Origin of the sequence: Aquabacter albus (assembly GCF_040049275.1) — a bacterium.
Taxonomy (GTDB): domain Bacteria; phylum Pseudomonadota; class Alphaproteobacteria; order Rhizobiales; family Xanthobacteraceae; genus Aquabacter.
The window spans coordinates 95742-121934 of sequence record NZ_JBDZDT010000003.1 but is presented as its reverse complement, the minus strand read 5'-3'; the positions used below and the strand labels follow the sequence as shown (position 1 = coordinate 121934).

Here is a 26193-nt window from a genome sequence, read left to right as displayed (position 1 = left end):
TCATTTCTCCCGGTCACAGCTTGTAGGCGGTCTTGGCCAGCTTGTAGGCGAGGTCGTGGGCGACCTCGTGGGCCTCGTCCTCGCCCAGGCGGTGCTGGGAAACGAGGGTGGCGAGGAAGGCGCAGTCCACCCGCCGCGACACGTCATGCCGCGCCGGGATGGAGGGGAAGGCGCGGGTGTCGTCGTTGAAGCCCACCGTATTGTAGAAGCCGGCGGTCTCGGTGGTCAGCTCGCGGAAGCGGCGCATGCCCTCCGGGCTGTCGAAGAACCACCAGGCCGGGCCGAGCCGCAGCGCGGGATAATGGCCCGCCAGCGGGGCCAGCTCGCGGGAATAGGAGGTCTCGTCCAGCGTGAACAGGATGATGGTGAGGTCGCGCTCATTGCCGAAGCGGTCGAGCAGGGGCTTCAAGGCGTGGACATATTCGGTGGCGCTGGGAACATCCGCGCCCATGTCACGGCCGTGGCGGGCAAAGATGCCGCCATTATGGTTGCGCACCGCGCCGGGATGGATCTGCATGACCAGCCCGTCATCCAGCGACATGCGGGCCATCTCGGTGAGCATCTGGGCGCGGAACAGCTCGGCATCCTGCGCGCTCGCCTCACCGCCCTTCACCCGGTCGAACAGCGCCTGCGCCTCCGTGGGGGAGAGGTCGGCGGTGCGGGCCGTGGGGTGGCCGTGGTCGGTCGAGGTGGCCCCGAAGCTCTTGAAGAAGTCCCGCCGCTTGCGGTGGGCGGCGAGATAGCCGGACCAGGAGAGGGTGTCCTCCCCCGTCAGCTCGCCGAATTTTTCAAGATTGGCGGCAAAACCCTCGAAATCCGGGTCGACGACAGGATCAGGCCGATAGGCGGTGACGACCCGGCCCGTCCAGCCGGACTCGCGGATCATCTTGTGCCATTTCAGCTCGTCCAGCGGGCTTTCCGTGGTGGCGATGGCCTCGATGTTGAAGCGCTCGAACATGGCGCGGGGGCGGAAGGCGTCGGTCTGGAGCGCCTTGGCGATGGTGTCGTAGGTGGCGTCCGCATTGCCGGCGCAGAGCAGCTCATCGATGCCGAACAGGGTCGAGAAGGCGTGGTCCAGCCACATGCGCGTGGGGGTGCCGCGGAACAGGTGATAATTGGACGCGAACAGCCGCCAGATGGCGCGCCCGTCCGTCTCCACCGGCCCGCCGTCCCGGCGCGGCACGCCGAGGTCTTCGAGGCGAATGCCCTGGCTGTAGAGCATGCGGAAAACATAGTGGTCCGGCACCACGAACAGGGTCGCGGGATCGGGGAAATGCTGGTTCTCGGCGTACCAGCGCGGGTCGGTGTGGCCGTGGGGCGAGATGAGCGGCAGGTCCTTCACCCGCTCATAGAGCCGCCGGGCGATGGCGCGCACGCTCGGCTCCGCCGGAAACAGTCGGTCCGGATTGAGGAAGGGCGCGGAGGTCGCGCGGGCGGCCAGTGCGGTCATGGCGTCACCTTGATCTTGATTTGAGCTTCTGGGGTGGGGTCTCCGGCGCGGCGTCCGCTTCGACGGCCGGCTCGGAGAAATAGTCGGGATGGGCTTGGGCGAGCGCGTCCACGCTTGGCAGCACCCGGTCGAGATGGCGCGTCATGGCCGCCTCAGCCGCGTCGGCATCGTTCTTCGCCAGCGCGTCGACGATGGCCTTGTGCTCGGCCATCACGCTGGCGCGCCGCTCGGCGGCGGGCAAGGTGAGGATGCGGCAACGGTCCACCTGGGCCTTCTCCGTGCGCACCACGCGCCAGAGATTGGGGTGGCCGGAAATCTCCGAGAGCGCCTGGTGGAAGTCCTCGTCGGCGATGTGGAAGTCGCTGATGCGCTCGCTTTCGTGCGCGGCTTTCTGGGCGGCAAGGCCGGCGCGCAGGCGGGCGATCTCCGCCTTTCCCGCCCGCAGCGCGGCCTCGCGCACGGCGGTGCGCTCCAGCGCCTGGCGGATCACCATGGCATCGCGCACGGCGGGCAGCGAGATGCGTGAGACGAAGGTGCCGTACTGGGGGAAGATGTCCACGAGGCGCTCGTCGGCGAGCTTCAGCAGCGCCTCGCGCACCGGCGTGCGGCTGACCCCGCAGGACAGCGCAATCTGCTTTTCCTGCAGCGCCGTGCCCGGCGCGATCTCCATGGCGATGATCTGCTCGCGCAGCGCCGCATGGATGCGGGCGGAGGCAGTCACACCGCGCAGGCTCTCGAGGCGCGGCGCGCTATTGGCCGCGCCGGACGCACCTGAAAACCCGCCTTTGCCGCCGACTGCCACCCGGCTTTCCTCCGCAACCATTCTTGTTATTTCGCCCACACTGATATATTAGCATATCAGAAGCGTCAATAATCGCCGGTCCAAAGGGTGGGCGAAAACGAGCAGCGCCAGGGCATTTCCCGAAATGGCGCGCGAGGGAGGCACTATGGCGAACCTTGTGGAAGCGGCGGTGCCGCGTACCCTGCGTCTGTCGCCGCGCGACAACATCGCGGTCGCCCTCGACACCATCCCCGAAGGCGCGCGCATCGCCGGCATCGCCATTCCCGCCCGCGTGCCGCGCGGCCACAAATTCGCGCTGGAGCCCATCGCCGAGGGCGCGCCGATCCTGAAGTTCGGCCAGATCATCGGTTTTGCCTCAGCGCCCATCGCGCCGGGCGCCCATGTGCACGTCCACAATGTGGTGCTGCACGATTTCGTCCGCGACTATGCGTTTGCGGCGGATGCCAGGGCCGAGGTGCTGCTGCCGCCGGAGGAGCGCGGCACGTTCGAGGGCTATCGCCGCTCCAATGGGCGCACCGGCACGCGCAACTATCTCGGCATCCTCACCTCGGTGAACTGCTCGGCGTCCGTGGCGCGGTTCGCGGCGCAGGAATTGGAGCGCTCTGGCCTGCTGGAGCAGTATCCCGGCATTGACGGCGTGGTGCCCATCATCCACGGCACCGGCTGCGGCATGGCCTCCAAGGGCGAGGGCTTTGACGTCCTCTCCCGCACGCTGTGGGGCTATGCCACCCATCCCAATTTCGCGGCGGTGGTGATGGTGGGCCTCGGCTGCGAGATGTTCCAGATCGCTCGCTTCAAGTCCGAATACGGCGTGGACGAGACCGACACCTTCCGCACCCTCACCATCCAGGAGGAGGGCGGCACGCGGCGCACGGTGGAGCACATCACGAGCAGCTTGAAGGAGATGCTGCCCGGCGCCTCCGCCTTGAGGCGCGAGACGCGGCCTTTGTCCGAGCTGGTGCTGGCGCTGCAATGCGGCGGGTCGGACGGCTATTCGGCCCTCACCGCCAATCCGGCTTTGGGCGTCGCCTCCGACATGCTGGTGCGCCACGGCGGCACGTCCATCCTCTCGGAGACGCCGGAAATCTACGGCGCCGAGCACCTCCTCACCCGCCGCGCGGCGACGCGGGAGGTGGGCGAGAAGCTGGTGGCCCGCATCAAGTGGTGGGAGGACTATACCGAGCGCAATGGCGGGGAGATGAACAACAATCCCTCGCCGGGCAACAAAGCCGGTGGGCTCACGACGATCCTCGAGAAGTCCCTGGGCGCAGCGGCCAAGGGCGGCGCTTCGAACCTCAACGCGGTCTATGAATATGCCGAGCCGGTGACGGCCCGTGGCTTCGTCTATATGGACACGCCCGGCTACGATCCCGTGGCGGCGACGGGGCAGGTGGCGGGCGGGGCGAACCTCATCTGCTTCACCACGGGCCGCGGCTCCGCCTTCGGCTGCAAGCCCACCCCCTCCATCAAGCTCGCCACCAATTCCGACATCTATGCCCGGATGACCGAGGACATGGACATCAATTGCGGCGACGTGCTCGACGGCGTGCCGCTGGAGGATAAGGGCAAGGAGATTTTCGACCTCGTGGTGCGGGTGGCTTCAGGCGAGCGGACGAAGTCGGAAGAGCTGGGCTACGGTGATGCGGAGTTCGTGCCCTGGCAGATCGGGGCGGTGATGTGATGGGGAGCGGAGGCTCCATCGCTGTGCGCGAGGGAGACCCTCTCCCGCTTGCGGGGGAGGGCAGGGAGGGGCCCGGACGTAGTCCGGAACACACGGCTTCCTGCCTCGCTCCGCTCGGCGCCCCCTCCCCAACCCTCCCCCGCAAGCGGGAGAGGGAGTTTGATGGCGCTCTTTGTCGGCTGTCTCGTGACGTCGATGCAGCAATACCGCCGTCATCCCCGGACTTGATCCGGGGATCCACGGCCTGCGGTTCGTGCGGACCTCTCAGGACAATGCCCGGCGGCGCCGCGTGGATGCCCGGGTCAGGCCCGGGCATGACGGCGTATGGGTGGAGGGAGCGCGGCGTTCTACTCGAACAAATCGGGGTGCTCCGCCTCCACCTTCGGCAACGCCTTCAATATCTCGCTCAGATGCACCCGCATGGCCTCCGCCGCCGCGTCGCCGTCGCGCGCGTCGACAGCCGCCATGATGGCGCGGTGCTGGTCCACCAGGGGCATCATGGAGCCCGCGAGGGTCAGGTGGCAGGCCCGGTCCATATGGGCCTTGATGTCGCTGATGGCCTCCCAGGCGAGGGCACAGCTCGCCCCGTCGGCCAGCGCCATGTGGAACATCTCGTCATAGCGCTGGAAGGTCTCGTGGTCGCCGCGCGCGGCCGCGTTGGACTGGAGGTCCAGCAAATCCTCGATGCGGTTGCGAGCACCGGGGTCGAAGGTGAACGCGGCGCGCCGGGCCACGGCGGTCTCGATGGCCTCGCGCACGAAGCGCGCCTCCATCATCTTCTTCACCGAGATCTTCACCACCACCGTGCCGCGCTGGGGCAGGATCTCCACGAGGCGCGTGCGGGCGAGGCCGATCAGCGCCTCGCGCACCGGCTGGCGCGACACGCCGTGGCGCTCCGCGATGTCGGCCTCGGAGAGCCGCGTGCCCGGCGGCAGCGCCATGGACACGATGGCGCGCCGAAGCTCCGCCTCAACCTTCTGCGCCGCGGACCCATGCGACGGAACTCTTATGGCGTCCAAGGGTCGCCCTCCCCTGTTGCATACAAGTCGACACTACCATACAGTGAACGGCAACGCGCACAAGTTCTGTTGCCGTAACGTTATTCTGGAACGGTTCCCCGATCCCAACAAAAACGCGGCCCGCAAGGCCGGCCCCAAACAAGCTGATGATTTTCGTTCAGGGAGAACGCTCATGCTGACCCGTCGCCGCGCGCTCGCGCTGGCTGCTGCCCTTTCCATCGCCCCCGTGGCGCCCGCTTTCGCGCAGAGTGTCACTCTGCGCTCGGCCGACATCCATCCGGATGGCTACCCCACCGTCGAGGCGGTAAAGTATTTCGGCAAGATCCTCGAAGAGCAGACCAACGGCAAATACAAAGTCCAGGTCTTCTTCTCCGGCCAGCTCGGCCAGGAGAAGGACACCATTGAGCAGACCCGTTTCGGCGTCATCGACCTGAATCGCGTCAACACCGCGCCGTTCAACAATCTCATTCCCGAGACCGCGGTGCTCGGCCTGCCGTTCCTGTTCCGCTCCGTGGATCACATGTACAAGGTGGTGGACGGCCCCCTGGGCGATGAGATCGCCAAGGCGTTCGAGCCCCACGGCATGATCGTGCTCGGCTTCTTCGATTCCGGCGCGCGCTCCTTCTACAATTCCAAGAAGCCCATCAAGACGCTCGCCGATATGAAGGGCATGAAGATCCGCGTGCAGCAGTCGGATCTGTTCATCGCCATGATCAATGCTCTCGGCGCCAACGCGACGCCGATCCCCTTCGGCGAGGTCTATTCCGGCCTCCAGACGGGCCTCGTGGACGGGGCGGAGAACAACTACCCCTCCTACGAATCCTCCAAGCAGTTCGAGGTGGCGAAATACTTCTCGCTGACCGAGCACTCCATGGCCCCCGAAGTCTTCGTCATGTCGAAGCTGGCCTGGGACAAGCTCTCGGCCGCCGACAAGCAGACCTTCAAGGAGGCCGGAAAGGCCGCGACCCTGAAGATGCGCGAGCTGTGGGCGGCGCGCGACCAGCAGTCCAAGGACACCGTGATCAAGGGCGGCGCCCAGATCAACGAGGTGGATAAGCAGCCCTTCATCGACGCCATGAAGCCGGTCTACGACAAGTTCGTCACCAGCGAGAAGATGAAGAGCCTGGTGGACCGCATCAAGGCCACCCAGTGAGGCTGGCGCGCGGCCCGGCATGAGCGCCGGGCCGCGCCCCTTCAAAGAAGATCAACGCCATGACCCAGACCACTTTCCAGAGACAGAGCGCGGGCGCACACCCGGCCTTGCTGACCCTTCGCCATGTGGTGCGCTGGCTCTCCCGCGCCGCCTTGTGGATCTCCGGCGCCGGCCTGCTGGTCATGACGGCGGTGGTCTCCTGGCAGGTCACCGGACGGTATCTGCTCAATGATTCCCCGAGCTGGACCGAGCCCTTCTCCCTGCTCCTCATGAGCTGGTTCATCCTGCTCGGCGCGGCGGTGGGCGTGAAGGAGGGCGACCATCTCGGCTTCGAGATCGGCCTGCATTATGCGAGCCCTCCACTGCGGCGGGCCATGGAGGTCTTCACCCACCTCCTCATCATCGGCTTCGGCGCCGCCATGGCCTATTACGGCTGGCTGCTCGCCATGGGCACCTGGGACGCCAAGATGGCGGGCATCGATGTGCCCCAGGGCATGGACTACCTGCCGCTGGTGGGCGGCGGCGCGCTGATGGCGCTGTTCTCGTTCGAGAAGCTGCTCACCGATCTCACCTCCGAGCGCGTGCCTGAAGTGCCGCTCGGTCCCGAACATCCCATCGATTGAAGGCCCGGAGACATCCCATGTCCATGACCGTCCTCTTCGGGGTCTTCACCTTCCTGCTCATCGTCGGCACGCCGGTGGCCTTCTGCCTCGGCGTCGCCTCGCTCGCCACCGTGCTTTATATGGGCCTGCCGCCCGTGGTGGTGTTCCAGCAGATCAATTCCAACATGAACGCCTTCGCCATGCTGGCGATTCCGTTCTTCATCTTCGCCGGCGACCTGATGATGCGCGGCGGCATCGCCGACCGGCTCATCGGCATGGCGGCAGCCATGTTCGGCCATCTGCGCGGGGGCCTTGGCCAGGTGAACGTGGTGGCGTCCTTCCTGTTCGGCGGCGTCTCCGGATCGGCGGTTGCCGATGCTTCGGCCATCGGCGGCATCATGATCCCCCAGATGGCCAAGCACGGCTACGCCAAGGACTATGCGGTGAACGTGACGGTGAATGCCGCCATCATCGCGCTGATGGTGCCGCCGTCCCACAACATGATCATCTATTCCCTGGCGGCGGGCGGCTCCATCTCCATCGCCGATCTCTTCACGGCGGGCATCATTCCCGGCCTGCTGCTGGCCGCGGCGCTGATGGTCACCGCCTATGTGGTGGCGCGCAATCGCGGCTATCCCGCCGGCGTGTTCCCCGGCTGGTACGGGGTGCTGCGGGCCATTGTCGGCGGGTTGCCGGGCATCGTGCTCATCGCCATCATCTTCGGCGGCGTGCGCTCGGGCGTGTTCACGGCGACGGAATCCTCCTGCATCGCGGTGATCTACGCGCTGCTGGTGACGCTGCTGCTCTATCGCGAGCTGAACTGGGACGCCTTCGTCCACGCGACGCTCGGGGCCGTGCGCACCACCGCCATGGTGCTGCTGGTGATCGGCACGGCGGGCGCCTTCGGCTGGCTTATGGCCTTCCTTCAGGTGCCCAAGGCCACCATCGAGCTGATGCAGTCCATCTCGGACAACAAATACGTCATCCTGCTGCTCATCAACGTCATCCTGCTGGTGCTCGGCACCTTCATGGACATGGCGCCGATGATCATCATCTGCACCCCCATCTTCCTGCCGCTCATCAAGGCGTTCGGCATCGACCCGGTCCAGTTCGGCATCATCCTGATCCTGAACGCCGGAATCGGCCTCAACACGCCGCCGGTGGGCTCCGTGCTGTTCGTGGGGTGCGCCGTGGGGAAGATCTCCATCGGCGAGGCCATGAAGACCATCTGGCCATTCTTCGGCGCCAGCATCTTCGTGCTGATGCTCGTCACCTACATCCCCGCCGTCACTCTCTGGCTGCCGGCTTTGTTCCGCTGAGGCGGGCGGCTTTTCTCGACTGAGGTTTCATCATGATCACCGACGTGCGCCATGTGTGCCACCCCGAAGCCGTGCGCTATTTCGATACGGACGAGCTGCGCCAGCATTTCCTCATCGAGGATCTGTTCGAGGCGGGCGAGGTGCGGCTCACCTATTCCCACATCGAGCGCTTCGTGGTGGGCGGCGCGACGCCCACCACATCTGCGCTGAAGCTGGAGAGCGACAAGGCCACCATCGGCTCGCCCAATTTCCTCGACCGGCGCGAACTCGGCGTGTTCAACATCGGCGGGCCGGGCAAGGTGGCGGCGGACGGCGTCACCTACGCCCTCGGCCATCGCGACGCGCTCTATGTGGCCATGGGCACGAAGGACGTGACTTTCGCCTCCGACGATGCGGCGAACCCGGCGCGCTTCTACCTGCTCTCCACCCCCGCCCACACCCGCTATGAGAGCAAGGTGGTGAAGGTGGCGGAGGCCAAGAGCATGCCGCTGGGCGATCAGGCCACCGCCAACAAGCGCACCATCTTCCAGATGATCCATCCGGACGTGGTGAAGTCCTGCCAGTTGGTCATGGGCATGACCCAGCTCGCCGAGGGCAATATCTGGAACACCATGCCCTGCCACGTCCATGACCGGCGTTCCGAGGTCTATCTCTATTTCGACGTGGCCGCCGACGCGCGCGTCATCCACATGATGGGCGAGCCGTCCGAGACCCGCCATCTCGTCGTGGCGGACGGGCAGGCGGTGCTCTCCCCGCCCTGGTCCATCCATTCCGGCGTCGGTACGCGGGCCTATACCTTCATCTGGGGCATGGGCGGCGACAATATCGACTATACGGACATGGACATGGTGGCCATGGACGCGCTGCGATGAGCGCTTTCGACCTCTCGGGAAAGCGCGCCGTCGTTACCGGCGCGAATACCGGGCTCGGCCAGGCGATCGCCCTGGCGCTTGCGGAAGCGGGCGCCGGCATCATCGCCGTGGGCCGCTCCTCCATGGAGGAGACCCGCGAGAAGCTACGCCCTACCGGCGTTGCCTTCACTGAGGTAAAGGCGGATTTCGGCACCCTTGAGCCCATTTCCCGCATCCTTGAGGAAGCGGGGCAGGGTGGCCGCGTGGACATCCTCGTCAACAATGCCGGCATCATCCGCCGGGCGGACGCCATCGACTTCACCGAGGCCGATTGGGACGCGGTGATGGATGTGAACCTGAAGGGCGCCTTCTTCCTCACCCAGGCGTTCGCGCGAGGCTGGCTGGCGGATGGCAAAGGCGGAAAGGTGGTCAACATCGCCTCGCTGCTGTCCTTCCAGGGCGGCATCCGTATCCCGTCCTATACGGCGAGCAAGAGCGGGCTTGCGGGCCTCACCCGGCTGCTCGCCTGCGAGTGGGCGGGGCGCGGCATCAATGTGAACGCCATCGCGCCCGGCTATTTCGTCACCAACAACACCGAGGCGCTGCGGGGCGACCCGAAGCGCTCGGCCGACATCCTCGCCCGCATTCCTGCGGGCCATTGGGGCGACCCCTCAGAGCTGGGCGGGGCGGCTGTGTTCCTCGCCTCGTCGGCGGCCAATTACGTGCACGGCGTGGTGCTGCCGGTGGATGGCGGCTGGCTCGCGCGCTGAGGTTCTTTCGGCTTTTACGCCGTCATGCCCGGGCTTGTCCCGGGCATCCACGTTTCTCCTTTAGGCGGGCATTTGCGGCGCCTCGTGGATGGCCGGGACAAGCCCGGCCATGATGGCGGGTTCATTTGCGGGGCACAGCGAGTGCCAATCTGGCTGGAGGTTTTGATCATGTCCCAGAAGGGTGCGTTCTTCGGCTTCGTCGACACCACCGAGACCGAAGTCATCGACGAAAGCGTCCGCCGCCAGATCCTCACCTATAATGACGAGATCATGATGGTGCGCATCACGGCCACCAAGGTGGGCCCCTGCGGCGTGTTCCACGACCACCCGCACGTGCAGATCACGTCCGTTGAGAGCGGCGTGTTCGACGTGACCATCGACGGCAAGACCGCGCGGCTGAAGGCGGGCGACAGCTTCTACGTGCCCTCCGGCCTGTGGCACGGCGCCGAATGCATCGAGCCCGGCGTGCTGGTGGATGTGTTCACGCCCATGCGGCAGGAGTTTGTGAAGGGCTAGGACCCGTCCGGGGCCACAGGGGCGGTGACGCCTCTTCCCGAGCGGGCGAAGTGGAGCCAAAAAAAACGGCGCAGGTCGGAAGACCTGCGCCGTTCTGTTTAAGCCCATATCTTCCGATGATCAGGCGGCCGCGGACGCGCTGCCCGCGACGGGGACCTCGGAGATGGTCTTCAGGATCTGCGAGGCGATCTGGTAGGGGTCGCCCTGGGAGTTGGGGCGGCGATCCTCGAGATAGCCCTTATAGTCGTTCTTCACGAATGAGTGCGGCACGCGGATGGACGCGCCGCGGTCCGCCACGCCATAGCTGAACGTGTCGATCGAGGCGGTCTCATGCTTGCCGGTCAGGCGCATGTGGTTGTCCGGCCCGTAGACGGCGATGTGGTCGGCGCGGTTCTTCTCGAAGGCCGCCATCAGCGCCTCGAAATATTCCTTGCCACCCACTTCGCGCATGTACTTGGTGGAGAAGTTGGCGTGCATGCCCGAGCCGTTCCAGTCCGTGTCGCCGAGCGGCTTGCAGTGGAACTCGATGTCGATGCCGTACTTCTCGGTGAGGCGCTGGAGCAGGTAGCGCGCCATCCAGATCTCATCGGCCGCCCGCTTGGAGCCCTTGCCGAAGATCTGGAACTCCCACTGGCCCTTCGCGACTTCCGCGTTGATGCCTTCGTGGTTGATGCCGGCCGCGAGGCAGAGGTCGAGGTGTTCCTCGACGATCTGGCGGGCGACATCGCCCACATTCTTATAGCCGACGCCGGTGTAATAGGGACCCTGCGGCGCGGGATAGCCGGCCGTGGGGAAGCCGAGCGGGCGGCCGTCCTTGTAGAAGAAATATTCCTGCTCGAAGCCGAACCAGGTGTCGGCATCATCCAGGATGGTGGCGCGCGCATTGCTCGCGTGCGGGGTGACGCCGTCCGGCATCATGACTTCGCACATCACCAGTGCGCCATTGGTGCGCGCAGGATCCGGATAGACCGCGACCGGCTTCAGGACGCAGTCGGAGCTGCGGCCCTCGGCCTGCATGGTGGACGAGCCGTCAAAACCCCACAGCGGAAGCTGTTCGAGCGAGGGAAATGCGTCGAATTCCTTGATCTGCGTCTTTCCACGCAGATTTGGCACCGGCGTATAGCCGTCAAGCCAGATGTACTCGAGCTTATACTTTGTCATTGCCAGTCTCTCATAAACTGATGACGCGAAGCGTTGGAAACCCCCTGATGCGTACGCAGTCACCACAGGCGTGCCCGGCCGCCAACGACCGAATGTGAATAAGCATTTAGCGTGCCAGCCGGTCCCGATAGCACGCGTTCCGCGGGCCTGCACGCCGTACCCCTTGTTTTGTCACACAAATGTCTTTGGCCGCGCTCGCGCTTTCCGAGCCGCGCACCGGCGAGCGGGGCTGTTCGCCTGGGAGCGAGGGAACAAAAAAGCGTCACTGGATATTTATTCATCAGCCTTATGTGCGGTGCGGCAAATAGGTGGAAAATAAGTTTCTGCAACCGAAAGATCGTTAGGTGAAGTCGTAAATTGAAGCGTGCCTAAATTATGATCATACGGTGATTTTCGAGAATATCCGTTGTGTAAGCATTGTGCGAACTCTGCTATAACGACTTGAACCTGATGCGCGGAGGCGCACCGCAAAACGAAGAGACATGAGATGACTGGAAGCTTCCACGGCGGCTCCGCCAAGATCTATCAGTTCCCCAAGGGAGGCCGCGCCGGGCTTGTCGCCCAGCGGCCGGAAGGCAAGCCGAGCGAGGATTTCGCCGCGCTTGCCGCTGCACAGATCGTCGTGGGTGATGCCTGGTATCACGAGGCGGCCATCAAGGAAGCCGAGCAGCCGCGCAAGCAGTGACGCCGCCCGAAGGCGGCGTCTGATCGCTTTTTCTGGGCGCGCCGGCAGGCGCGGGCTTGAGGCTCAGCGGGGCGTCAGCCAGGACAGCAACGGGTTGGCGGCGGCCGGCGTCTTGGGCAGGCTTGCCACCACGATGATCTGCTTGACCTCGCCGCGCTTATAGGCGCTCAGGAACTTCGAATAATCCCGGAACGAGATGCACCCGTTGGAGTCGCCGCGCGGCCCGAGCATGTAGGTGTGCGCGAGGATGCCATCGCGGCCATACATCTTGCCACGGTCCACCGGATTCATGCGCAGTGCCTCGACGCCGTGGAACAGCGCCTCGCGCATGGTGAGGTTGTAGGTGTTCGGCGGTGTCGGCCCGCGCATGCGCTTCGAGACATGGCGGGGATCGTCGAACATGTCCCCATAGCCGGAATGGGCCTCCAGCCGCTCGCCGCTGGGCATGTAGACGGTCTTCGCCTTGATGTCATAGACCGCATAGCGGTCGCTAACGCCGGGCAGGGAGACGTCGCCCTTGATGGGCGGCTCATCCTCGATGGGGCGGTCCGGCGGCAGGCTGGCGAGCTGGCGCTCCACGCGCATCAGCGGGTTCTTGGCGGGAAGCGGCGGGGCAGCAGCCTCCGCATCGTCCGTGGCCGGCGCGCGCGCCGCGACGCGGGGATTGACCGGGGGTAACGGCGTCATCCGCACCACTTCGGGCATCTCGCCGGGGGAGAGCGCCTCTTCCACGGCCGCCGTCTCGGTGGGCGGCGGTTCGGCGACGCCGGCGGCGGGATCGAACATCCAGCCCGGCACGGCGGAGATGGAGCCCGAGGAGGGGAAATTGCCGATATCGGACAGCCGGACCATTGCGAGGGGGCGCACCGTCAGCGGGTGCTCCACCGGCGCCTGCGCTTGGATCTCCGTCGCGCGTTCCTGAATGACCGGGGCCGATGCCCGCATCATCTGCCCCAGGTCCGATGTGCTGATCATCGCCGCGGCGATGGTGCTGAAGCCGACGAGAGCACCGAAGATGCGCACCTGCAGCTTGGTCTTCGACAGGGGGCTCTCAAGAGCGTCGTCGAACGTCAGAGTCGTATATGTCATGGTCCCCACTACGCAAAACAGAGGACTGGCCCGGTCATCGCCAAGGTTTTTTGGCCTTGCCGACCGACCCGATGCCGAAGCCTTCGCGAGAAGGCTCCGTACGACCTCGAGGAGAGTCCCGCCCGATCTGCCCTGCACCCGGAAGCCGGGCGCCGAAACATTCGGCATTCCTCACGAACCTTGTGGGGATGCGGCACACATCGCCGCAAATCCCTTCCGATCAGAGGAGACTGCCGAAACGAGGTAACTATTTTGTTTATGAGCGCGCTTTCATCAGACCAGAAAGGCGAGAATAAGAAGCTTAACCGTTGAATCTGCATGCCTTATTGCTTAGCTGATGCTCGTGCAGCCCATGTTCGACCCCCATCTCGCGCGCTGGCGCCTTACGGCAGACGGCGACCCCATCATCACCCATAGCGGTCGCCTGCTGCCCGTCCGGCTCGAAGGCGCGCCGGCCATGCTCAAGCTCGCAGCCGACACGGAAGAGCGTTTCGGCGCGGCGCTGATGGAATATTGGGGCGGGGAGGGCGCTGCCCGCGTGCTGGCGCGAGATGGGGAGGCCCTGCTCATGGAGCGCGCCGAAGGCCCTTCCCGCCTGGATGAGATGGCGCGCACCGGGCGCGACGACGAGGCGAGCCGCATCCTGTGCGCCGTTGCCACACGGCTGCATGCGCCGCGCCCGAACCCGCCGCCGGAACTGGTGCCGCTCACGGACTGGTTCCGCGAGCTCTGGCCTGCCGCCGACGCCCGCGGCGGCATCCTCGCCCGCTCCGCCGCGGCGGCGGGGGAGCTGCTGGCCGAGCCGCGCGAGGTGGTGGTGCTTCATGGGGACCTGCACCACGGCAATGTGCTGGACTTCGGGCCGCGGGGCTGGCTCGCCATCGACCCCAAGCGCCTCCGGGGCGAGCGGGCGTTCGACTATGCCAACATCTTCACCAACCCGGACCTCGATGATCCGAGCCGGCCGGTGGCGACCACGCCGGGCCGCTTCGCCCGGCGCCTGGAGGTGGTGTGCGAAGCCGCCGGCCTTGAGCGGGAGCGCCTGCTGCGCTGGATCCTCGCCTGGACCGGTCTTTCAGCCGTTTGGTATCTGGGTGATGGCGATCCGGCCCATGTGGACCTGACCATCGCCGAGCTGGCGGCGGCGGAGCTGGGGAGGTGAGCGTACGCCTCACTCGGCGACGATCTTCACCTTCTCCCCGTATTTCAGCTTCGAATCCCGGTCCAGGCCATTGAGGATCAGGAAGCGCTCCAGCGGCCGGTCGGGCACTTGCATGCGGGCCGCCATCTTCTCCACCGTGTCGCCGATGCCCACGGAGACGGAGCGCAGGCGCAAAGGCTTCACCGTCTCCGCCTCGTCGCTCGCCACCCGGCGAAACGTCTCGGCGGCGGCGCGGAACTGCTTGTCCAGCTCCGGCGTGAGATTGCGCGCGGCGAAGATGAGCCGGTAGACGTCCGAGCCGAAGCGGATGGCGAACATGCGGAACGACCATTGCTCGCCCCGCGCCACGGCGGTGGCCGCCGTGAAGCCGTTCACCGAGAGGCTTTCCACCGAGTTCACCTCCACCCCGTCGATCCAGCCCGAGGCGAGATACTGGCCGAGCGACTGGTCGCCGGCGACGCGCACCGCATCGAGCCGCAGCGCTTCGGAGCCGGAGGCGGTGGCGCCCAGCACCGCCTGGGAGGTGTTCTCCAGGGTGAAGCCCTCCGGCGCCACGAAGGTGAAGCCGAGCTTTGGATGGAAGAATTTCCGCCCGCGGACGAAGCCTTCCTTTGGGTCGTCGCCATAGACCATGCCGTCAATGGCGGAGAGATAGGCATTCCTGTCCTTCTCGCCATTGGCGGTGCCCGCGCCGGGATTGGCGGCATATTGCCGGGCATTGGCGATGGCGATGGAGATGCGCTCCGGCGTCGCCGGATGGCTGGAGAGAAAGTCCATGTCCGGCGAGGTGGAGGCGGTGGAGCCGCCGCTGATGCCGCCCGAAGACTTCAACGCCGCCTGCCGGCCCATGTCGGTCAGGAAGCGCGAGGCCCCATAGGGGTCGAAGCCGGCGCGGGCGGCGATGCCGACCCCAATGGCGTCCGCTTCCAGCTCCTGACCGCGCGAGAAGCTCGCCAGCGACATGCGGGATTTCTGCATGGCCAGCGCCCCGAGGTCCGGGTCGTTCACCACGTCGGAGATGACCCGGCTCACCAGCACCGCCTGCTTCACCTGGTCCTCGCGGATGGAGGCATGGCGGGCGATGACGTGGGCCATCTCGTGGGAGAGCACGGAGGAGAGCTCGGAGGTATCGTTGGCGAGCGAGAGCAGGCCGCGCGTCACGTAGAGCGAGCCGTCCGGCAGCGCGAATGCGTTGATGGCGGGGGAATTCAGCACCGTGACGCGGTATTTCAGGTCCGGTCGCTCGGAGGCGGCGACGAGGCGCTCCACCACCTGCTGGATCAGCGCCTTCAGCTCCGGGTCGTCATAGGCTCCGCCATAGCTCGCCACCAGCCGCTCATGCTCGCGGCGCTGGGCGGGCGTCATCATGTCCATGTCGCTGCGCATCACGGCAGGCTGGGCGCGGGGTGTCGCCCGGCTGCTGGCCTGCTGGACGCCGTCGAGACTTGCGCAGGCGGAGAGGGCAAGCGCGCAGGCAAGGGCAAGCGCGCGCCGCGCGCCCCGTATCATCGCCTTGCCCCGGCCCGCCACCCCCGTCACCACGCGCTCTCCTTGCGCCGCCCCGTTGCTGAAAACTCGGCGCCGCGCGGCTCGAAGGCGAGCATCGGGCTCGCTCCGCCGTTAACCACGCCGCGCACCCGCATCAGAGTGCCGGTCAACATGGCGGGATCGAGGCCATCGCTGGATTTGGCCGCAGTTGACGCAACAAGAGTTTCGCCGCGCGGGCCGGCAAAGTTCACATAGAACGTGTCGCCCGCCCGGCGGGCGCTATAGACCCGCCCCTCCGCGACCACGAACAGGCCTGTCCGGGCCCGCGCGGCCGCCCCGTCCCGGGCCGCCAGGATTGCATCCGGCGTGGACCACAATCCGCGCCGCTCCGCCCGGGCCCGCCGCTCCGCCGAAAGCAGCGCGTCGGTGCAGGAGGGCCGGCGCGCCGGGTCGGCATAGGCCGCTCCCGCCTCCACCAGGGCGACCGCGAGGTCCACCGGCTGCGCATCGCTGAGGGTCGCGGAGGCCGTCATGCGGCCATGGCGGTCGGCGGGAGCCGATGCGAGCCGCAGCGTGCGGCCCTCCAGGAGTTGGCGCGCGGCCTCTTCCGCAGCCTCGGCAAGCCGTTCGGAAGGATTGAGGTGGGTTGGGACGATCGCGCCGGGCGGCACGAGGCGGGTGCCGTCCACAAGCCGCACCGCCCCGCGCTCGATGCGGACCGGCGCCGCTGCCGGCTCCCCCCGCACGAGCGGACAGGCACGCGCGCCCGTGGCGGCGAGGGCCGCGAGCACAAAGACAGTGATGGCACGCTTTGATCGCCGCATCCGCAAGCTGAAACCGTTCGCTGAGCGAATATTCTAACCTTGGGGAGCCCAGCTTGGAAGCGGTTGCAGCATCACCCTTCCTTAACGCATCTTTCGCCCTTCTCCGCTACCTGTCTCCTGGGCTCCAGGGGGCAATTCATGCCCCAGAGAGACGCTGGCGTCTTCCATCCGGAACGCTGGCGCTTTAGAAGGAGTGGGTGTCTCCCGGTAGCTCAGCAGGATAGAGCACAGGTTTCCTAAACCTGGGGTCAGGGGTTCGAATCCCTTCCGGGAGGCCAAAGCCTTTTCATTCCAGCACCTGTATTGCGGCTCGCCAAGTGGAGCCGGCCGCGCTCTTTGGCGGTGCTTTGCCGGGCTATCGTCCGCTGGGGTGCTTGCCCGATTGCGGCGTTGCGTTCGTCCTCCTGACATCCTGACGACCGCGCCTGCGGTGCGGATAAATCCCCCACAAGGCTGAGCGTAGCCATCTGCATCCCTGGCAGACGGGCGCTTGCGTCTTTGGGCAGGAACTCCACCTGCTGGTCCGGCTTCCCTGAAACTGTTGACATTAGACGTTAGACCGAGATACCCAATTCTCGGGAGGAAACAAGAATGATGCCTCAGCTGAGATGCGGGATCGTGCGCGGCGGCACCGGGAATGCGGTGCGCCTCAAGTGCGCGGCGGGGTATCGCTGATGCGCGACGGGGAGCCTGCGAACGGGGCCGGCGCGGCGGCTCATTCCTTCCCGCTGCTGGCCTCGCCGGGGCGCATCGGCCCGCTGCAGCTGAAGAACCGCGTGATCATGGCGCCCATGGGCACCAATTACGGGACCACGGACGGCTTCTCCACCGAGCGGGACCGCTTCTATTACGCCGAGCGCGCGCGGGGCGGCGTGGCCATGGTGGTCACCGAGGCCATGAACATCTCGGCCGGCGCCCGCAACCACAACAATTCGCTCTGCGTGTTCCACGACCGCTTCATTCCCGGCCTCGCCAGCGTGGTGGAGGGCATCAAGGAGAATGGCGCGCTCGCTGTCGCCCAGCTCAATCATCGCGGCCATCTCCTGCGTCGCTCGGTGCTCGGCATCGAGCCGGTGGGACCCATGGATGGTGTCCACCCCGCCACCGGTGAGCCGGTGCGCGCGCTCAGGGTGGATGAGATCCGCCAGATCCAGCGCGACTTCCTTGACGCCACCCGCCGCCTGTGGCGCGCGGGCTATGACGCGGTCGAGCTGCACGCGGCCAACGGCTATCTCTTCCAGCAATTCTTCACCCGCCGCATCAACAAGCGGGACGACGCCTATGGCGGCTCCATCGAGAACCGCATGCGCCTGCTGCTGGAGACGGTGGAACTGATCCGCAACGAGCTGCCGGACCTGCCTTTGTTCGTGCGCATCAGCGCCACCGAATATGTGGCGGACGGCTATACCCAAGACGAGGCCATCGTCCTCGCCCAGGCGCTGGAAGAGGCCGGGGTGGTGGCGCTCGATCTGTCAGGCGGCTCCAACGAGAATCCCCGCCTCTCGCGCTATTGCATCCAGCCGCCCTCCCTGCCGCGCCGCTGCCTGGAGCCGCACGTGAAGCCGCTGAAGGAGGCGGTGAGCATTCCCGTCATCATCGCCGGGCGCATCATCTCGCCGGAGGATGCGGAAGGGGTGCTGGAGGCGGGCAGCGCCGACTTCATCTCGCTGGGCCGCGCCCTCCTCGCCGATCCCCACTGGACGGTGAAGGCGCTGGGGGAGGTGCATGCGCCCATCCGCCCCTGCATCTCCTGCAATGTCTGCTACGAGCGCCTGACGCTGGAGAAGGACGTGGCCTGCGTCCAGAACCCCATGGTGGGCACCGAGTTCGAGGCGCTGCACCATCTGGAGCCCCAGCTCTCCAACCGCCGGCCGGCTGAGAGCCGCCGCGTGCTGGTGCTCGGCGCGGGCGTGGCAGGCCTTGAGGCCGCGCGCATGGCGCGGGCGCTGGGGCACGAGGTGGAAGCCTGGGAGAAGGCCTCCGTGGCGGGCGGGCAGGTGCCGCTCGCCATCGCCTCCCCGGACAAGGAGGACGTTTCCGGGGTGTGGACCTACCGGGTGCAGGAGATCGCCGATTTCGGCGTCTCGGTGCGCACCGGCGTCGATGCCGATGCCGGCCGCATCCGCGCCTATGGTCCCGATCTGGTGATCGTCGCCACGGGCGCGAAGTCCCGCGGCCTGAAGCTCGATGTGCACGTCCCCGTACTCCAGGCCTGGGACGTGATCCGCGACCCCGCTCAGCTCCCGGCGGGGACCGCCGTCACCATCATTGGCGGCGGCATGGTGGGCATCGAGGCTGCCGATCTTCTCGCCGAGCACGGCTGCCGCGTCACGGTGCTGGAGATGCGCGATGCGCTGGCGCCTGAGATGGCGCGCAACAACCGTTTCGAAATCCTGGACCGCCTCTCCGGCCACGGCGTCACCCTGCGCACCGGGACCGCCATCCGCGGCACCTCCGAGGGGCGGCTGCTGCTGTCCTCGTCCGCCGGTGAGGGCGAGCTGGACCCGGGCGATGTGGTGGTGCTCGCCATCGGCCCCGAACCGGAGCGCAGCGTCCTCGGCGAGGTGGAGGCGTCCGGCGCGCCATTCGTGCTGGTGGGCGACTGCAACCGGCCGGGCGATTTCATGACCGCCATCCGCGACGCATCCATGGTGGCGCAGGCCTTGTCCTTTCCCGGCGCGGGAGGACGGCTCAGCGCCTGAACGCCTTTCCACAAACGACAACAGATTCTGGAGGAGACGCCAATGAAACCCCAGGCCCATTTGTTCTTAGCCGCGATTTTCGGAGCCGGCCTGCTGGCCACGCCCGCTTTCGCGCAGACCGCCCAGACCCCGGTGAAGGTCGGCGTCATCCTGCCCCTCACCGGCAATACCGCCTGGGGTGGCCGCCCGGCGAAGATCGCCGCCGAGATGGCGGCGGAAGAGGTGAACACGCAGGGCCTTGCCGGCAAGTACAAGCTGAACCTCGTCTTCGCCGACGGTGCCTGCGAGCCCCGCACCACTTATGCCGCTGCCGAGAAGCTGGTGAACCAGGACAAGGTCCAGGTACTCATCGGCGAATGGTGCTCCAGCGCCTCGGTGGCCATGGCGCAGGTGGCGGCCGACGCCAAGGTGCCCACCCTCGTGCAGATCTCCACCGCCGACTACATCGCCAAGAATGCCGGCCCCTACGTCTTCCAGTCCATCATGCAGAACCGGGAGATCCAGGAGCGCGAGGCCGAGCTGCTGCTCCAGAAGTTCAAGTTCAAGACCGCTGCGATCCTGGTGGAGAACAACGATTTCGGCCTGAGCTTCCGCGAGAATATCAGCCGGGTGTTCAAGGAGAAGGGCATCAAGGTCACCCTCGACATCCCGCAGGATCGCCACGACACCAACTGGTATTCCATCATCACCCAGATCCAGGGCGCCAAGCCCGACATCGTGGTGGCGTCCATCTCGGCGGGGCAGGCGGCGAACTTCGTCAAGCAGTATGCCGAGAGCAACATGACGATCCCGCTCTTCTTCGACTATCCGCCCCCGCCCTACATCTTCGAGAAGCAGGTGGGCGAGCAGGCGGGCAAGCTCGGCCTCGTGCGCGGCGCCTTCTTCCTGAAGAACCCCGACATGCCGCCGCGCGAGCAGGCGTTCATCACCAAGTTCGAGCCTTTGGTCGAGAAGGCGCTGGGCGAGAAGCATCCCACCGTTCACTGGGACATCGTCACCTATGACGCGGTGATGCTGGTGGCCGACGCGCTCAAGCGCAGCGGCAGCGTGAAGCCCGACGACATCGCGGCGGCGCTGGTGAAGGCCGACTATCAGGGCGTGCTGGCCAAGTACCAGTTCGACGCCGACCGCGGCGTGAAGCCCGAGGGCTTTGACTTCGCCTTCATCCGCAACACCCCCGGCGGCGGCCTCGAAGTCGTCAAGTAAGGAGCTGGTTCGTGCTCGTCCAAATCATCGTCAACGGGCTGATCCTTGCGGGGAACTATGCCCTGGTCGCCGTGGGCCTCACGCTGATCTTCGGCGTGATGCGCATGGTGAACTTCGCCGAGGGCCAGTCGGTGATGATCGGCGCCTTCGTCGCCTTCACCGCGACGCCCTATGTGGGCTACCTGCCGGCCATCGCCATCGCCATGCTCACCAATGCGGCGCTCGGCATCATCCTGGAGCGGACCGCCTTCCGGCCGTTCCGGGGGGTGGAGCTGAACGGCCTCATCGCCTCCATGGGCATGTCGATCATCCTGATCAATCTGGCCGAGTTGATCTGGGGCACGGTGCCCCAGACCTTCGACACCCCGCTCAATGCGGTGTCCTTCACCATCGGCACGGTGGGCGTTTCCGCCCAGCGCCTGCTGGTGATCGCCTCCAGCGTGCTGCTGCTCATGGGCCTGTGGTGGCTGGTTCAGTATTCCTCCCTCGGCCGCCAGTTCCGCGCCGTGTCGGAGGACCCCGAGGTGGCCGCAGCCATGGGCATCAACACCAATGCGGTGGCGCGCATGAGCGTGGTGCTGGGCTCCGCGCTCGCGGCGGCGGCGGGCGCGCTCTCCGGCCCGGTGAACCTCCTGTCCCCGGACATGGGGCAGGCGGAGATGCTGAACGCGTTCGCCGCCATCATCCTCGGCGGGTTCGGCAACGTGAACGGCACCATCTTCGGCGCCCTCGTCATCGGCATGGTCCAGAGTCTGGCGGCCGTCTACGTGTCCAACGCCTATTCCAACTCGATCGCGTTCGGGCTCCTGGTCGTGACGCTGATCTTCTTCCCGCGCGGTCTCATTCCGGAACGGATGGAAGAAAATGTCTGACGCCTCCATCTGGCTGATCCGCATCCTCTTCGTCGCCTTCCTGGCGGCGATCCCCTTCATGGTAGATGCGTACTGGCTCAACATGGCGATCCTGGCGTTGATCTACAGCCTGGTCGTCTACTCCATCACGGTCCTCACCGGCTTCACGGGGCTGCTCTCGTTCGGGCAGGCGGGGTTCGTGGGGCTCGGCGCCTATATCTACGGCGTCATGTCCGTGAAGGGCGTGCCGCCCGTCGCCGCCGCCGCATGGGGCATCGTCCTGCCCACCATTGTCGGCTTCCTCCTTGGGCTGCCGGCGGCCCGCCTGCGCGGCCATTACATGGCCATCGGCACTTTGGGCTTCGGCGTGCTGGTGGCCCAGCTGCTCAACAACATGGTGGACGTGACGCGCGGGCCCATGGGGCTGCTGGGCATCAAGTCGTTCGGCCTCGACCGGGTCACCTGGTTCTATTGCGTGCTCGCGCTCGCCCTCGTCCTGCTGGCGGCGCTGGAATATCTCGACCGCCGCACTTTCCTGGGCGTGGTGCTCAAGTCCGTGAAGTATGACGAGATTTCCGCCTCGGCCTGCGGGGTGGGCGTGTTCGGCGTGAAGCTGCTTGCCTTCTCCGCCTCGGCCTTCCTTGCCGGCACCTGCGGCGTGCTGCTCGCCGCTTATATGAAGTTCCTCACCCCCGACCTCTTCCTCAGCGCGGAATCCTTCCGCTATCTGATGATGGCGGTGGTGGGCGGCGTGGGCAGCGCCACGGGCGCCCTGGTCTCCACCCTCATCCTCACCGGCGTGCCGGAGGCGCTGCGGGCCTTCGGCGAGACCAATGTGCGCCTCCTGGTCTACGGCCTCATGGTGCTGTTCGTGCTGTGGTTCCTGCCAGGCGGCATTGGCGGCCTCATCGACCGGCTCATGGCGCCCCGGCGCAAGCCGCGGCGCACGTCCGCATCCGCGCCTCAGGCGCCCAAGGCCGACACGGTTCCCGGGAGGGTCTCATGACCAATCCTGTCCTCCAGCTCACCGGCGTCTCCAAGCGCTTCGGCGGCGTCCAGGCGCTCCAGGGCATCGACCTTGCGGGCAAGGCCGGCGAGGTCCACGGCCTCATCGGGCCGAACGGGGCGGGCAAGTCCACCCTCATCGGCTGCATCACGGGCGTGAATCGCATCGATGCCGGCGAGATCCGCCTGCGCGGGGATCGCATCGAGGCGCTGCCGGTGCATCGCCGGGCGCGCATGGGCGTCGCTCGCACCTTCCAGAAGATCCGCCTCGCCCAGCAGCTCACCGTGTTCGAGAACGTGGCCACCGGCCTTGCCGCGCGGCGCTTCGCGAAGGCATCCGGCTGGTGGGGCGTGCTCGCGCCCTTGTCCTCCGCGAGCATTTCCGAGCCCGTGGAGCAGGCGCTTCTTGCCACCGGCATTGCGGACCTTGCGGACGAGAAGGTGGCCTCGCTCCCCTATGGCAAGCGCCATTTCGTGGAGCTGGCCCGCAACCTCGTGGCCGAGCCCGACGTGGTGCTTCTGGACGAGCCGGCCACCGGCCTCACCGATGACGAGCGCGAGCGGCTCTCCACACTGGTGCGCCAGATGGCGCGGCGCGGCACGCTGGTGATCCTTGTGGAGCACGACCTCGATCTGGTGGGACGGCTCTGCGACACGGTCACGGTGATCGAGTACGGCCGCCGGATCTTCAACGGAACGCCGGCCGAGGCCCAGGAGAATGAGGCGGTGATCCGCGCCTATCTCGGCTCGGCGAAACTGGCGAAGGAGGCGTGAGCATGGTGCGGCGGCTCGAAGCGCGCGACCTGGTCGTGAACTATGGCGAGGTGCCCGGCGTGAAGGGCATCTCGCTTCATGTGGAGCAGGGCGAGATCATCGCCCTCCTGGGCGCGAACGGCGCCGGCAAGAGCACCACGCTGAAAGCCTTCATGGGCATGGTGCGCTCGAAATCCGGCGCCATCCTGCTGGACGGCGCGGACGTGACCGGCGAGCCCGCTTACACCGCGCCGCGCCGGGGCGTGGCGCTGGTGCCGGAAGGCCGGCGCATCTTCAAGCGCATGACGGTGAAGGAGAATCTCGAAGTGGGCGGGGTTACCCGTTCCGCCTCCGAGCGTCCCGCTTTGCTCGCGCAGGTCTACACCATGTTCCCGCGTCTCCAGGAACGCAGCACGCAGCTTGCCGGCACGCTGTCTGGCGGCGAGCAGCAGATGCTCGCCATCGGCCGGGCGCTCATGGCGAAGCCCGATTTCATCCTGTTCGACGAGCCGTCGCTCGGCCTCGCGCCGCTGGTGACGGCGAGCGTGATGGACGCCGTGCGCCGCATCTCCAGCGAGTTCGGCGTCGGCGCCATCCTCGTGGAGCAGAATGTGGAAGTGGCGCTCGACGTCGCTTCGCGCGCTTATGTGCTCTGCCGGGGCCAGATCGCGCTGGAAGGGGAGAGCGATGCGGTGCGCGTCGATCCCGCCTTGCGGCAGGCCTATCTCGGCATGAGCCACTGACCTTCAAGCTTGCGGACGCCCATGACCCAGACTTCCCTGCCCGAATACGAACTCTTCGCCATCCGCTACGCCATGCGGGGTGCGCAGCGCCGCGACCATTTCATCGGCGGCGACCCCCATGAGGGGCCCATGCCCATGGATTACTTCCTGTGGGTGGCGAAGTCCCCCGAGCGGACTTTCGTGATCGATTGCGGCTTCACCAAAGAGGTGGCCGATGCGCGCAAGCGCACCTATCTGCGCTGCCCCGTGGAGGCCCTGAACCTGCTGGGCATCGACCCCGACACGGTACGCGACGTCATCATCACCCACCTCCATTACGACCATGCGGGCAATTTCGATCGCTTCCCCAATGCGCGCTTCCACCTCCAGGAGCGCGAGATGAATTACGCCACCGGCCGCTACATGCGCTTCCCGCGCCTGTCCCACTCCTTCGAGGTGGAGGACATCTGCAAGGTGGTGCGGCTCAACTATGCCCAGCGCGTCCTATTCTATGACGGCGACGCGGAACTGGCGCCGGGCCTGACGGTCCACCAGGCGGGCGGCCATTCCCACGGGCTCCAGTTCGTGCGGGTGAACACGAAGCGCGGCCCCGTGGTGCTCGCCTCCGACGTCAGCCATTTCTACGAGAACATGGCGAGCGGCCGGCCCTTCCCCACCGCCTTCCATGTGGGCGAGATGCTGGAGGGCTTCGAGAAGCTCCTCACCCTCGCCCCGGACGAGAGCCACATCGTTCCCGGTCACGATCCCCTGGTGATGTCGCTCTATCCCGCGCCGAGCCCCGAGCTTGAAGGCATCGCGGTGCGCCTTGACGTGCCGCCCACAGGCCACGCCCCGACCCGCGCCGAAGCCCAATCCCACCACTGAACGTCGCCGCCTCAGGAGGCCACCATGCCCAGCGCCGCCACTGCCCAGCCGCTCGCAACGCCCGAAACCGCCCCCGCCGTGGAGGCCGCCGGCCCCACCATGCAGCTGGCGGAATTCGTGGCCGGTGTCCGAGGCGCCGGGGTGCCGGACGCGGTCCGCGCGGTGCTTCAGGATGCGGTGGTGGATGCGGTGGGCTGCGGGCTGTTCGGCCTCACCCAGCCGGCCTGCAGCATCGTGCAGGCCTACGCTCTTGAGCAGGGTGGCCCGCCCGAGGCCACCCTGTGGGCCTCAGGCGGGGCGAAGGTCTCCGTGGGCCATGTGGCGCTCGCCGCCGGCACGGCCATTCACGGCTTCGACTTCGACGACCACCACCGCTCCAAGATCCATGCCGGCGCCGCGGTGCTTCCCGTGGTCCTGGCCCTGGGCGAGCGGGAAGACATTGACGGCCCCACTTTCCTCGCGGCCCTGGCGGCGGGTTACGAGACCATGGCGCGGGTGAGCCTTTCCGCGAACCCCAACGCTGCCCGCATGCGCGGCTGGCATCTCACCGGCACCACCGGCACGTTCGGCGCAGCGGCGGCGGCCTCGGTGATCCTCGGCTTCGATGCCTCCACCACGGCGAGCGCTCTGGGTCTTGCGGGCACCCAGTCCGCCGGCCTGTGGGCGTTCAATTCCGACGGCGCCATGAGCAAGCGCCTTCATCCGGGACGGGCGGCGGAGAGCGGAGTCCTGGCCGCTGCGCTGGCGGGCCGCGGCTTCCAGGGACCGCGCTTCATCCTGGAGGCGGAGGACGGGGGCTTTCTCGCCGCCATGTCCGACGCCTCCCGCCCCGGCGAGGCGGGCCGCGCGCTTGGTCGGGAGTGGCGGGCGGAGGGTGTGTGCTTCAAGCCCTATGCCTGCTGCGGCAGCAACCATGCGAGCGTCGATGCCACCATCGAGCTGATGGCGGAGCACGATTTCTCCGCCGCCGACGTGGCGCGGGTGAAGGTGGGCATCAGCCGCGTGGTGGAGCGCCAGACGGGCTTCCCCTACAAGCAGTCCACCGTGCTCAATGCGCAGATGAGCATCCGCTACAATGTGGCGGTGGCGTTGCTCGACGGCACCGCTCTGGTGGAACAGTTCACGCCGCAGCGCATTGCCGCTGCCGACGTGAACGAGCTGACGAGCCGCGTGGACGTGGAAGTGGATGCCGACATGGATGCGGTTTATCCCGAGCGCTATGCCGGCATCGTCACCATCACCCTCAAGGACGGGCGCGAGGTGCGCAAGCGCGTCGACTTCTCACGCGGCATGCCGGAGAACCGCATCCCGCCGGAAGCCATGCGGCAGAAGTTCCTGTCCCTGGCCGGCGGCGCCGTGGGGTCGGACGCCGCCACAGAGCTTCTGGAGCGGCTCTCGGGCATCTTCGACTGCGACAGCATCGCCGCGCAGTCGCGGGCGCTGGGCGCACTGCGGCTTCTGGAGCGCCGTCCCGACCAGATGCTCGACTGACGGCGT

At 66.8% G+C, this 26193-nt stretch carries 24 protein-coding genes and 1 tRNA gene; 18 read left to right on the top strand and 7 right to left on the bottom strand.

All coding sequences use genetic code 11. The features are described from left to right. Positions 1–13 precede the first annotated feature (13 nt). A complete protein-coding gene (gene uxaC / locus ABLE91_RS07070) occupies positions 14–1450 on the bottom strand; it encodes a glucuronate isomerase (protein ID WP_348929865.1) in 1437 nt (478 codons plus the stop codon). A 4-nt stretch (positions 1451–1454) separates the two neighbouring features. Then, positions 1455–2273 carry a GntR family transcriptional regulator gene (locus ABLE91_RS07065; protein ID WP_348929863.1) on the bottom strand — a complete coding sequence of 273 codons (819 nt, stop codon included), beginning with the start codon at positions 2271–2273 and terminating at the stop codon, positions 1455–1457. 124 nt (positions 2274–2397) lie between these two features. Between ABLE91_RS07065 and ABLE91_RS07060 the strand changes: the two genes are divergently transcribed. After that, entirely contained in the window at positions 2398–3933 is a 1536-nt protein-coding gene (locus ABLE91_RS07060; protein ID WP_348929862.1) for a D-arabinonate dehydratase, read from the top strand. A gap of 347 nt (positions 3934–4280) precedes the next feature. Here ABLE91_RS07060 and ABLE91_RS07055 read toward each other — a convergent pair whose 3' ends face one another. Continuing rightward, positions 4281–4952 carry a GntR family transcriptional regulator gene (locus ABLE91_RS07055; RefSeq protein WP_348929860.1) on the bottom strand — a complete coding sequence of 224 codons (672 nt, stop codon included), beginning with the start codon at positions 4950–4952 and terminating at the stop codon, positions 4281–4283. 172 nt (positions 4953–5124) lie between these two features. On the opposite strand from ABLE91_RS07055, the gene ABLE91_RS07050 reads away from it, so the two are divergent. The 6 genes from ABLE91_RS07050 to ABLE91_RS07025 all read left to right on the top strand — a co-directional run bounded on the left by ABLE91_RS07050 (position 5125) and on the right by ABLE91_RS07025 (position 10163). Beyond that, positions 5125–6105, top strand: coding sequence for a TRAP transporter substrate-binding protein (locus ABLE91_RS07050; protein ID WP_348929858.1), 981 nt, complete (start codon positions 5125–5127; stop codon positions 6103–6105). A 59-nt stretch (positions 6106–6164) separates the two neighbouring features. Then, positions 6165–6728, top strand: a complete 564-nt coding sequence (locus ABLE91_RS07045) for a TRAP transporter small permease (protein WP_348929856.1) — start codon at positions 6165–6167, stop codon at positions 6726–6728. A 17-nt stretch (positions 6729–6745) separates the two neighbouring features. Next, on the top strand, positions 6746–8026 hold the full coding sequence (locus tag ABLE91_RS07040; RefSeq protein WP_348929852.1) for a TRAP transporter large permease: 1281 nt from the start codon (positions 6746–6748) through the stop codon (positions 8024–8026). Positions 8027–8058: 32 nt separating this feature from the next. Then, positions 8059–8898 (top strand): 5-dehydro-4-deoxy-D-glucuronate isomerase, encoded by an 840-nt coding sequence (gene kduI, locus ABLE91_RS07035; protein WP_348929851.1) that lies wholly within the window; start codon positions 8059–8061, stop codon positions 8896–8898. After that, a complete protein-coding gene (gene kduD / locus ABLE91_RS07030; RefSeq protein WP_348929849.1) occupies positions 8895–9647 on the top strand; it encodes a 2-dehydro-3-deoxy-D-gluconate 5-dehydrogenase KduD in 753 nt (250 codons plus the stop codon). Before kduI ends, kduD begins: the two co-directional genes overlap by 4 nt. 168 nt (positions 9648–9815) lie before the next feature. Beyond that, positions 9816–10163, top strand: a complete 348-nt coding sequence (locus ABLE91_RS07025; RefSeq protein ID WP_348929848.1) for a cupin domain-containing protein — start codon at positions 9816–9818, stop codon at positions 10161–10163. A 120-nt stretch (positions 10164–10283) separates the two neighbouring features. Here the strand turns inward: ABLE91_RS07025 and ABLE91_RS07020 are convergent, their stop codons facing one another. Beyond that, positions 10284–11324: a glutamine synthetase beta-grasp domain-containing protein gene (locus ABLE91_RS07020; protein ID WP_348929846.1), complete on the bottom strand. Its 1041-nt coding sequence runs from the start codon at positions 11322–11324 to the stop codon at positions 10284–10286. Between the two features lie 487 nt (positions 11325–11811). Here ABLE91_RS07020 and ABLE91_RS07015 point away from each other — a divergent pair, with 487 nt between their 5' ends. Further along, on the top strand, positions 11812–12009 hold the full coding sequence (locus ABLE91_RS07015; protein WP_348929845.1) for a DUF2735 domain-containing protein: 198 nt from the start codon (positions 11812–11814) through the stop codon (positions 12007–12009). Positions 12010–12072: 63 nt separating this feature from the next. Here the strand turns inward: ABLE91_RS07015 and ABLE91_RS07010 are convergent, their stop codons facing one another. After that, a complete protein-coding gene (locus ABLE91_RS07010; RefSeq protein ID WP_348929843.1) occupies positions 12073–13098 on the bottom strand; it encodes a DUF2778 domain-containing protein in 1026 nt (341 codons plus the stop codon). Between the two features lie 352 nt (positions 13099–13450). Between ABLE91_RS07010 and ABLE91_RS07005 the strand changes: the two genes are divergently transcribed. Next, complete coding sequence (locus ABLE91_RS07005) at positions 13451–14260, top strand: aminoglycoside phosphotransferase family protein (protein ID WP_348930592.1); 810 nt, start codon at positions 13451–13453, stop codon at positions 14258–14260. A gap of 9 nt (positions 14261–14269) precedes the next feature. Here the strand turns inward: ABLE91_RS07005 and ABLE91_RS07000 are convergent, their stop codons facing one another. Next, on the bottom strand, positions 14270–15769 hold the full coding sequence (locus ABLE91_RS07000) for a M48 family metalloprotease (RefSeq protein ID WP_348930591.1): 1500 nt from the start codon (positions 15767–15769) through the stop codon (positions 14270–14272). 26 nt (positions 15770–15795) lie between these two features. Next, positions 15796–16572, bottom strand: a complete 777-nt coding sequence (locus tag ABLE91_RS06995; protein ID WP_348929842.1) for a thermonuclease family protein — start codon at positions 16570–16572, stop codon at positions 15796–15798. A 201-nt stretch (positions 16573–16773) separates the two neighbouring features. On the opposite strand from ABLE91_RS06995, the gene ABLE91_RS06990 reads away from it, so the two are divergent. The 9 genes from ABLE91_RS06990 (at position 16774) to ABLE91_RS06950 (ending at position 26187) form a co-directional block, all read left to right on the top strand. Next, positions 16774–16850, top strand: a tRNA-Arg gene (locus ABLE91_RS06990). A 396-nt stretch (positions 16851–17246) separates the two neighbouring features. Then, positions 17247–19274 carry an oxidoreductase gene (locus ABLE91_RS06985; RefSeq protein WP_348929840.1) on the top strand — a complete coding sequence of 676 codons (2028 nt, stop codon included), beginning with the start codon at positions 17247–17249 and terminating at the stop codon, positions 19272–19274. 42 nt (positions 19275–19316) lie between these two features. Beyond that, positions 19317–20480, top strand: a complete 1164-nt coding sequence (locus ABLE91_RS06980; RefSeq protein WP_348929838.1) for an ABC transporter substrate-binding protein — start codon at positions 19317–19319, stop codon at positions 20478–20480. A gap of 11 nt (positions 20481–20491) precedes the next feature. Continuing rightward, positions 20492–21352: a branched-chain amino acid ABC transporter permease gene (locus ABLE91_RS06975; RefSeq protein WP_348929836.1), complete on the top strand. Its 861-nt coding sequence runs from the start codon at positions 20492–20494 to the stop codon at positions 21350–21352. Continuing rightward, positions 21345–22337: a branched-chain amino acid ABC transporter permease gene (locus ABLE91_RS06970; protein WP_348929834.1), complete on the top strand. Its 993-nt coding sequence runs from the start codon at positions 21345–21347 to the stop codon at positions 22335–22337. Before ABLE91_RS06975 ends, ABLE91_RS06970 begins: the two co-directional genes overlap by 8 nt. Then, complete coding sequence (locus ABLE91_RS06965) at positions 22334–23110, top strand: ABC transporter ATP-binding protein (protein ID WP_348929832.1); 777 nt, start codon at positions 22334–22336, stop codon at positions 23108–23110. The genes ABLE91_RS06970 and ABLE91_RS06965 overlap by 4 nt, the downstream gene beginning before the upstream one ends. A gap of 2 nt (positions 23111–23112) precedes the next feature. Then, on the top strand, positions 23113–23832 hold the full coding sequence (locus ABLE91_RS06960) for an ABC transporter ATP-binding protein (RefSeq protein ID WP_348929831.1): 720 nt from the start codon (positions 23113–23115) through the stop codon (positions 23830–23832). Between the two features lie 21 nt (positions 23833–23853). Beyond that, complete coding sequence (locus ABLE91_RS06955; RefSeq protein WP_348929829.1) at positions 23854–24696, top strand: N-acyl homoserine lactonase family protein; 843 nt, start codon at positions 23854–23856, stop codon at positions 24694–24696. A 24-nt stretch (positions 24697–24720) separates the two neighbouring features. Beyond that, complete coding sequence (locus tag ABLE91_RS06950) at positions 24721–26187, top strand: MmgE/PrpD family protein (protein WP_348929827.1); 1467 nt, start codon at positions 24721–24723, stop codon at positions 26185–26187. The last annotated feature ends 6 nt before the right edge of the window (positions 26188–26193 follow it).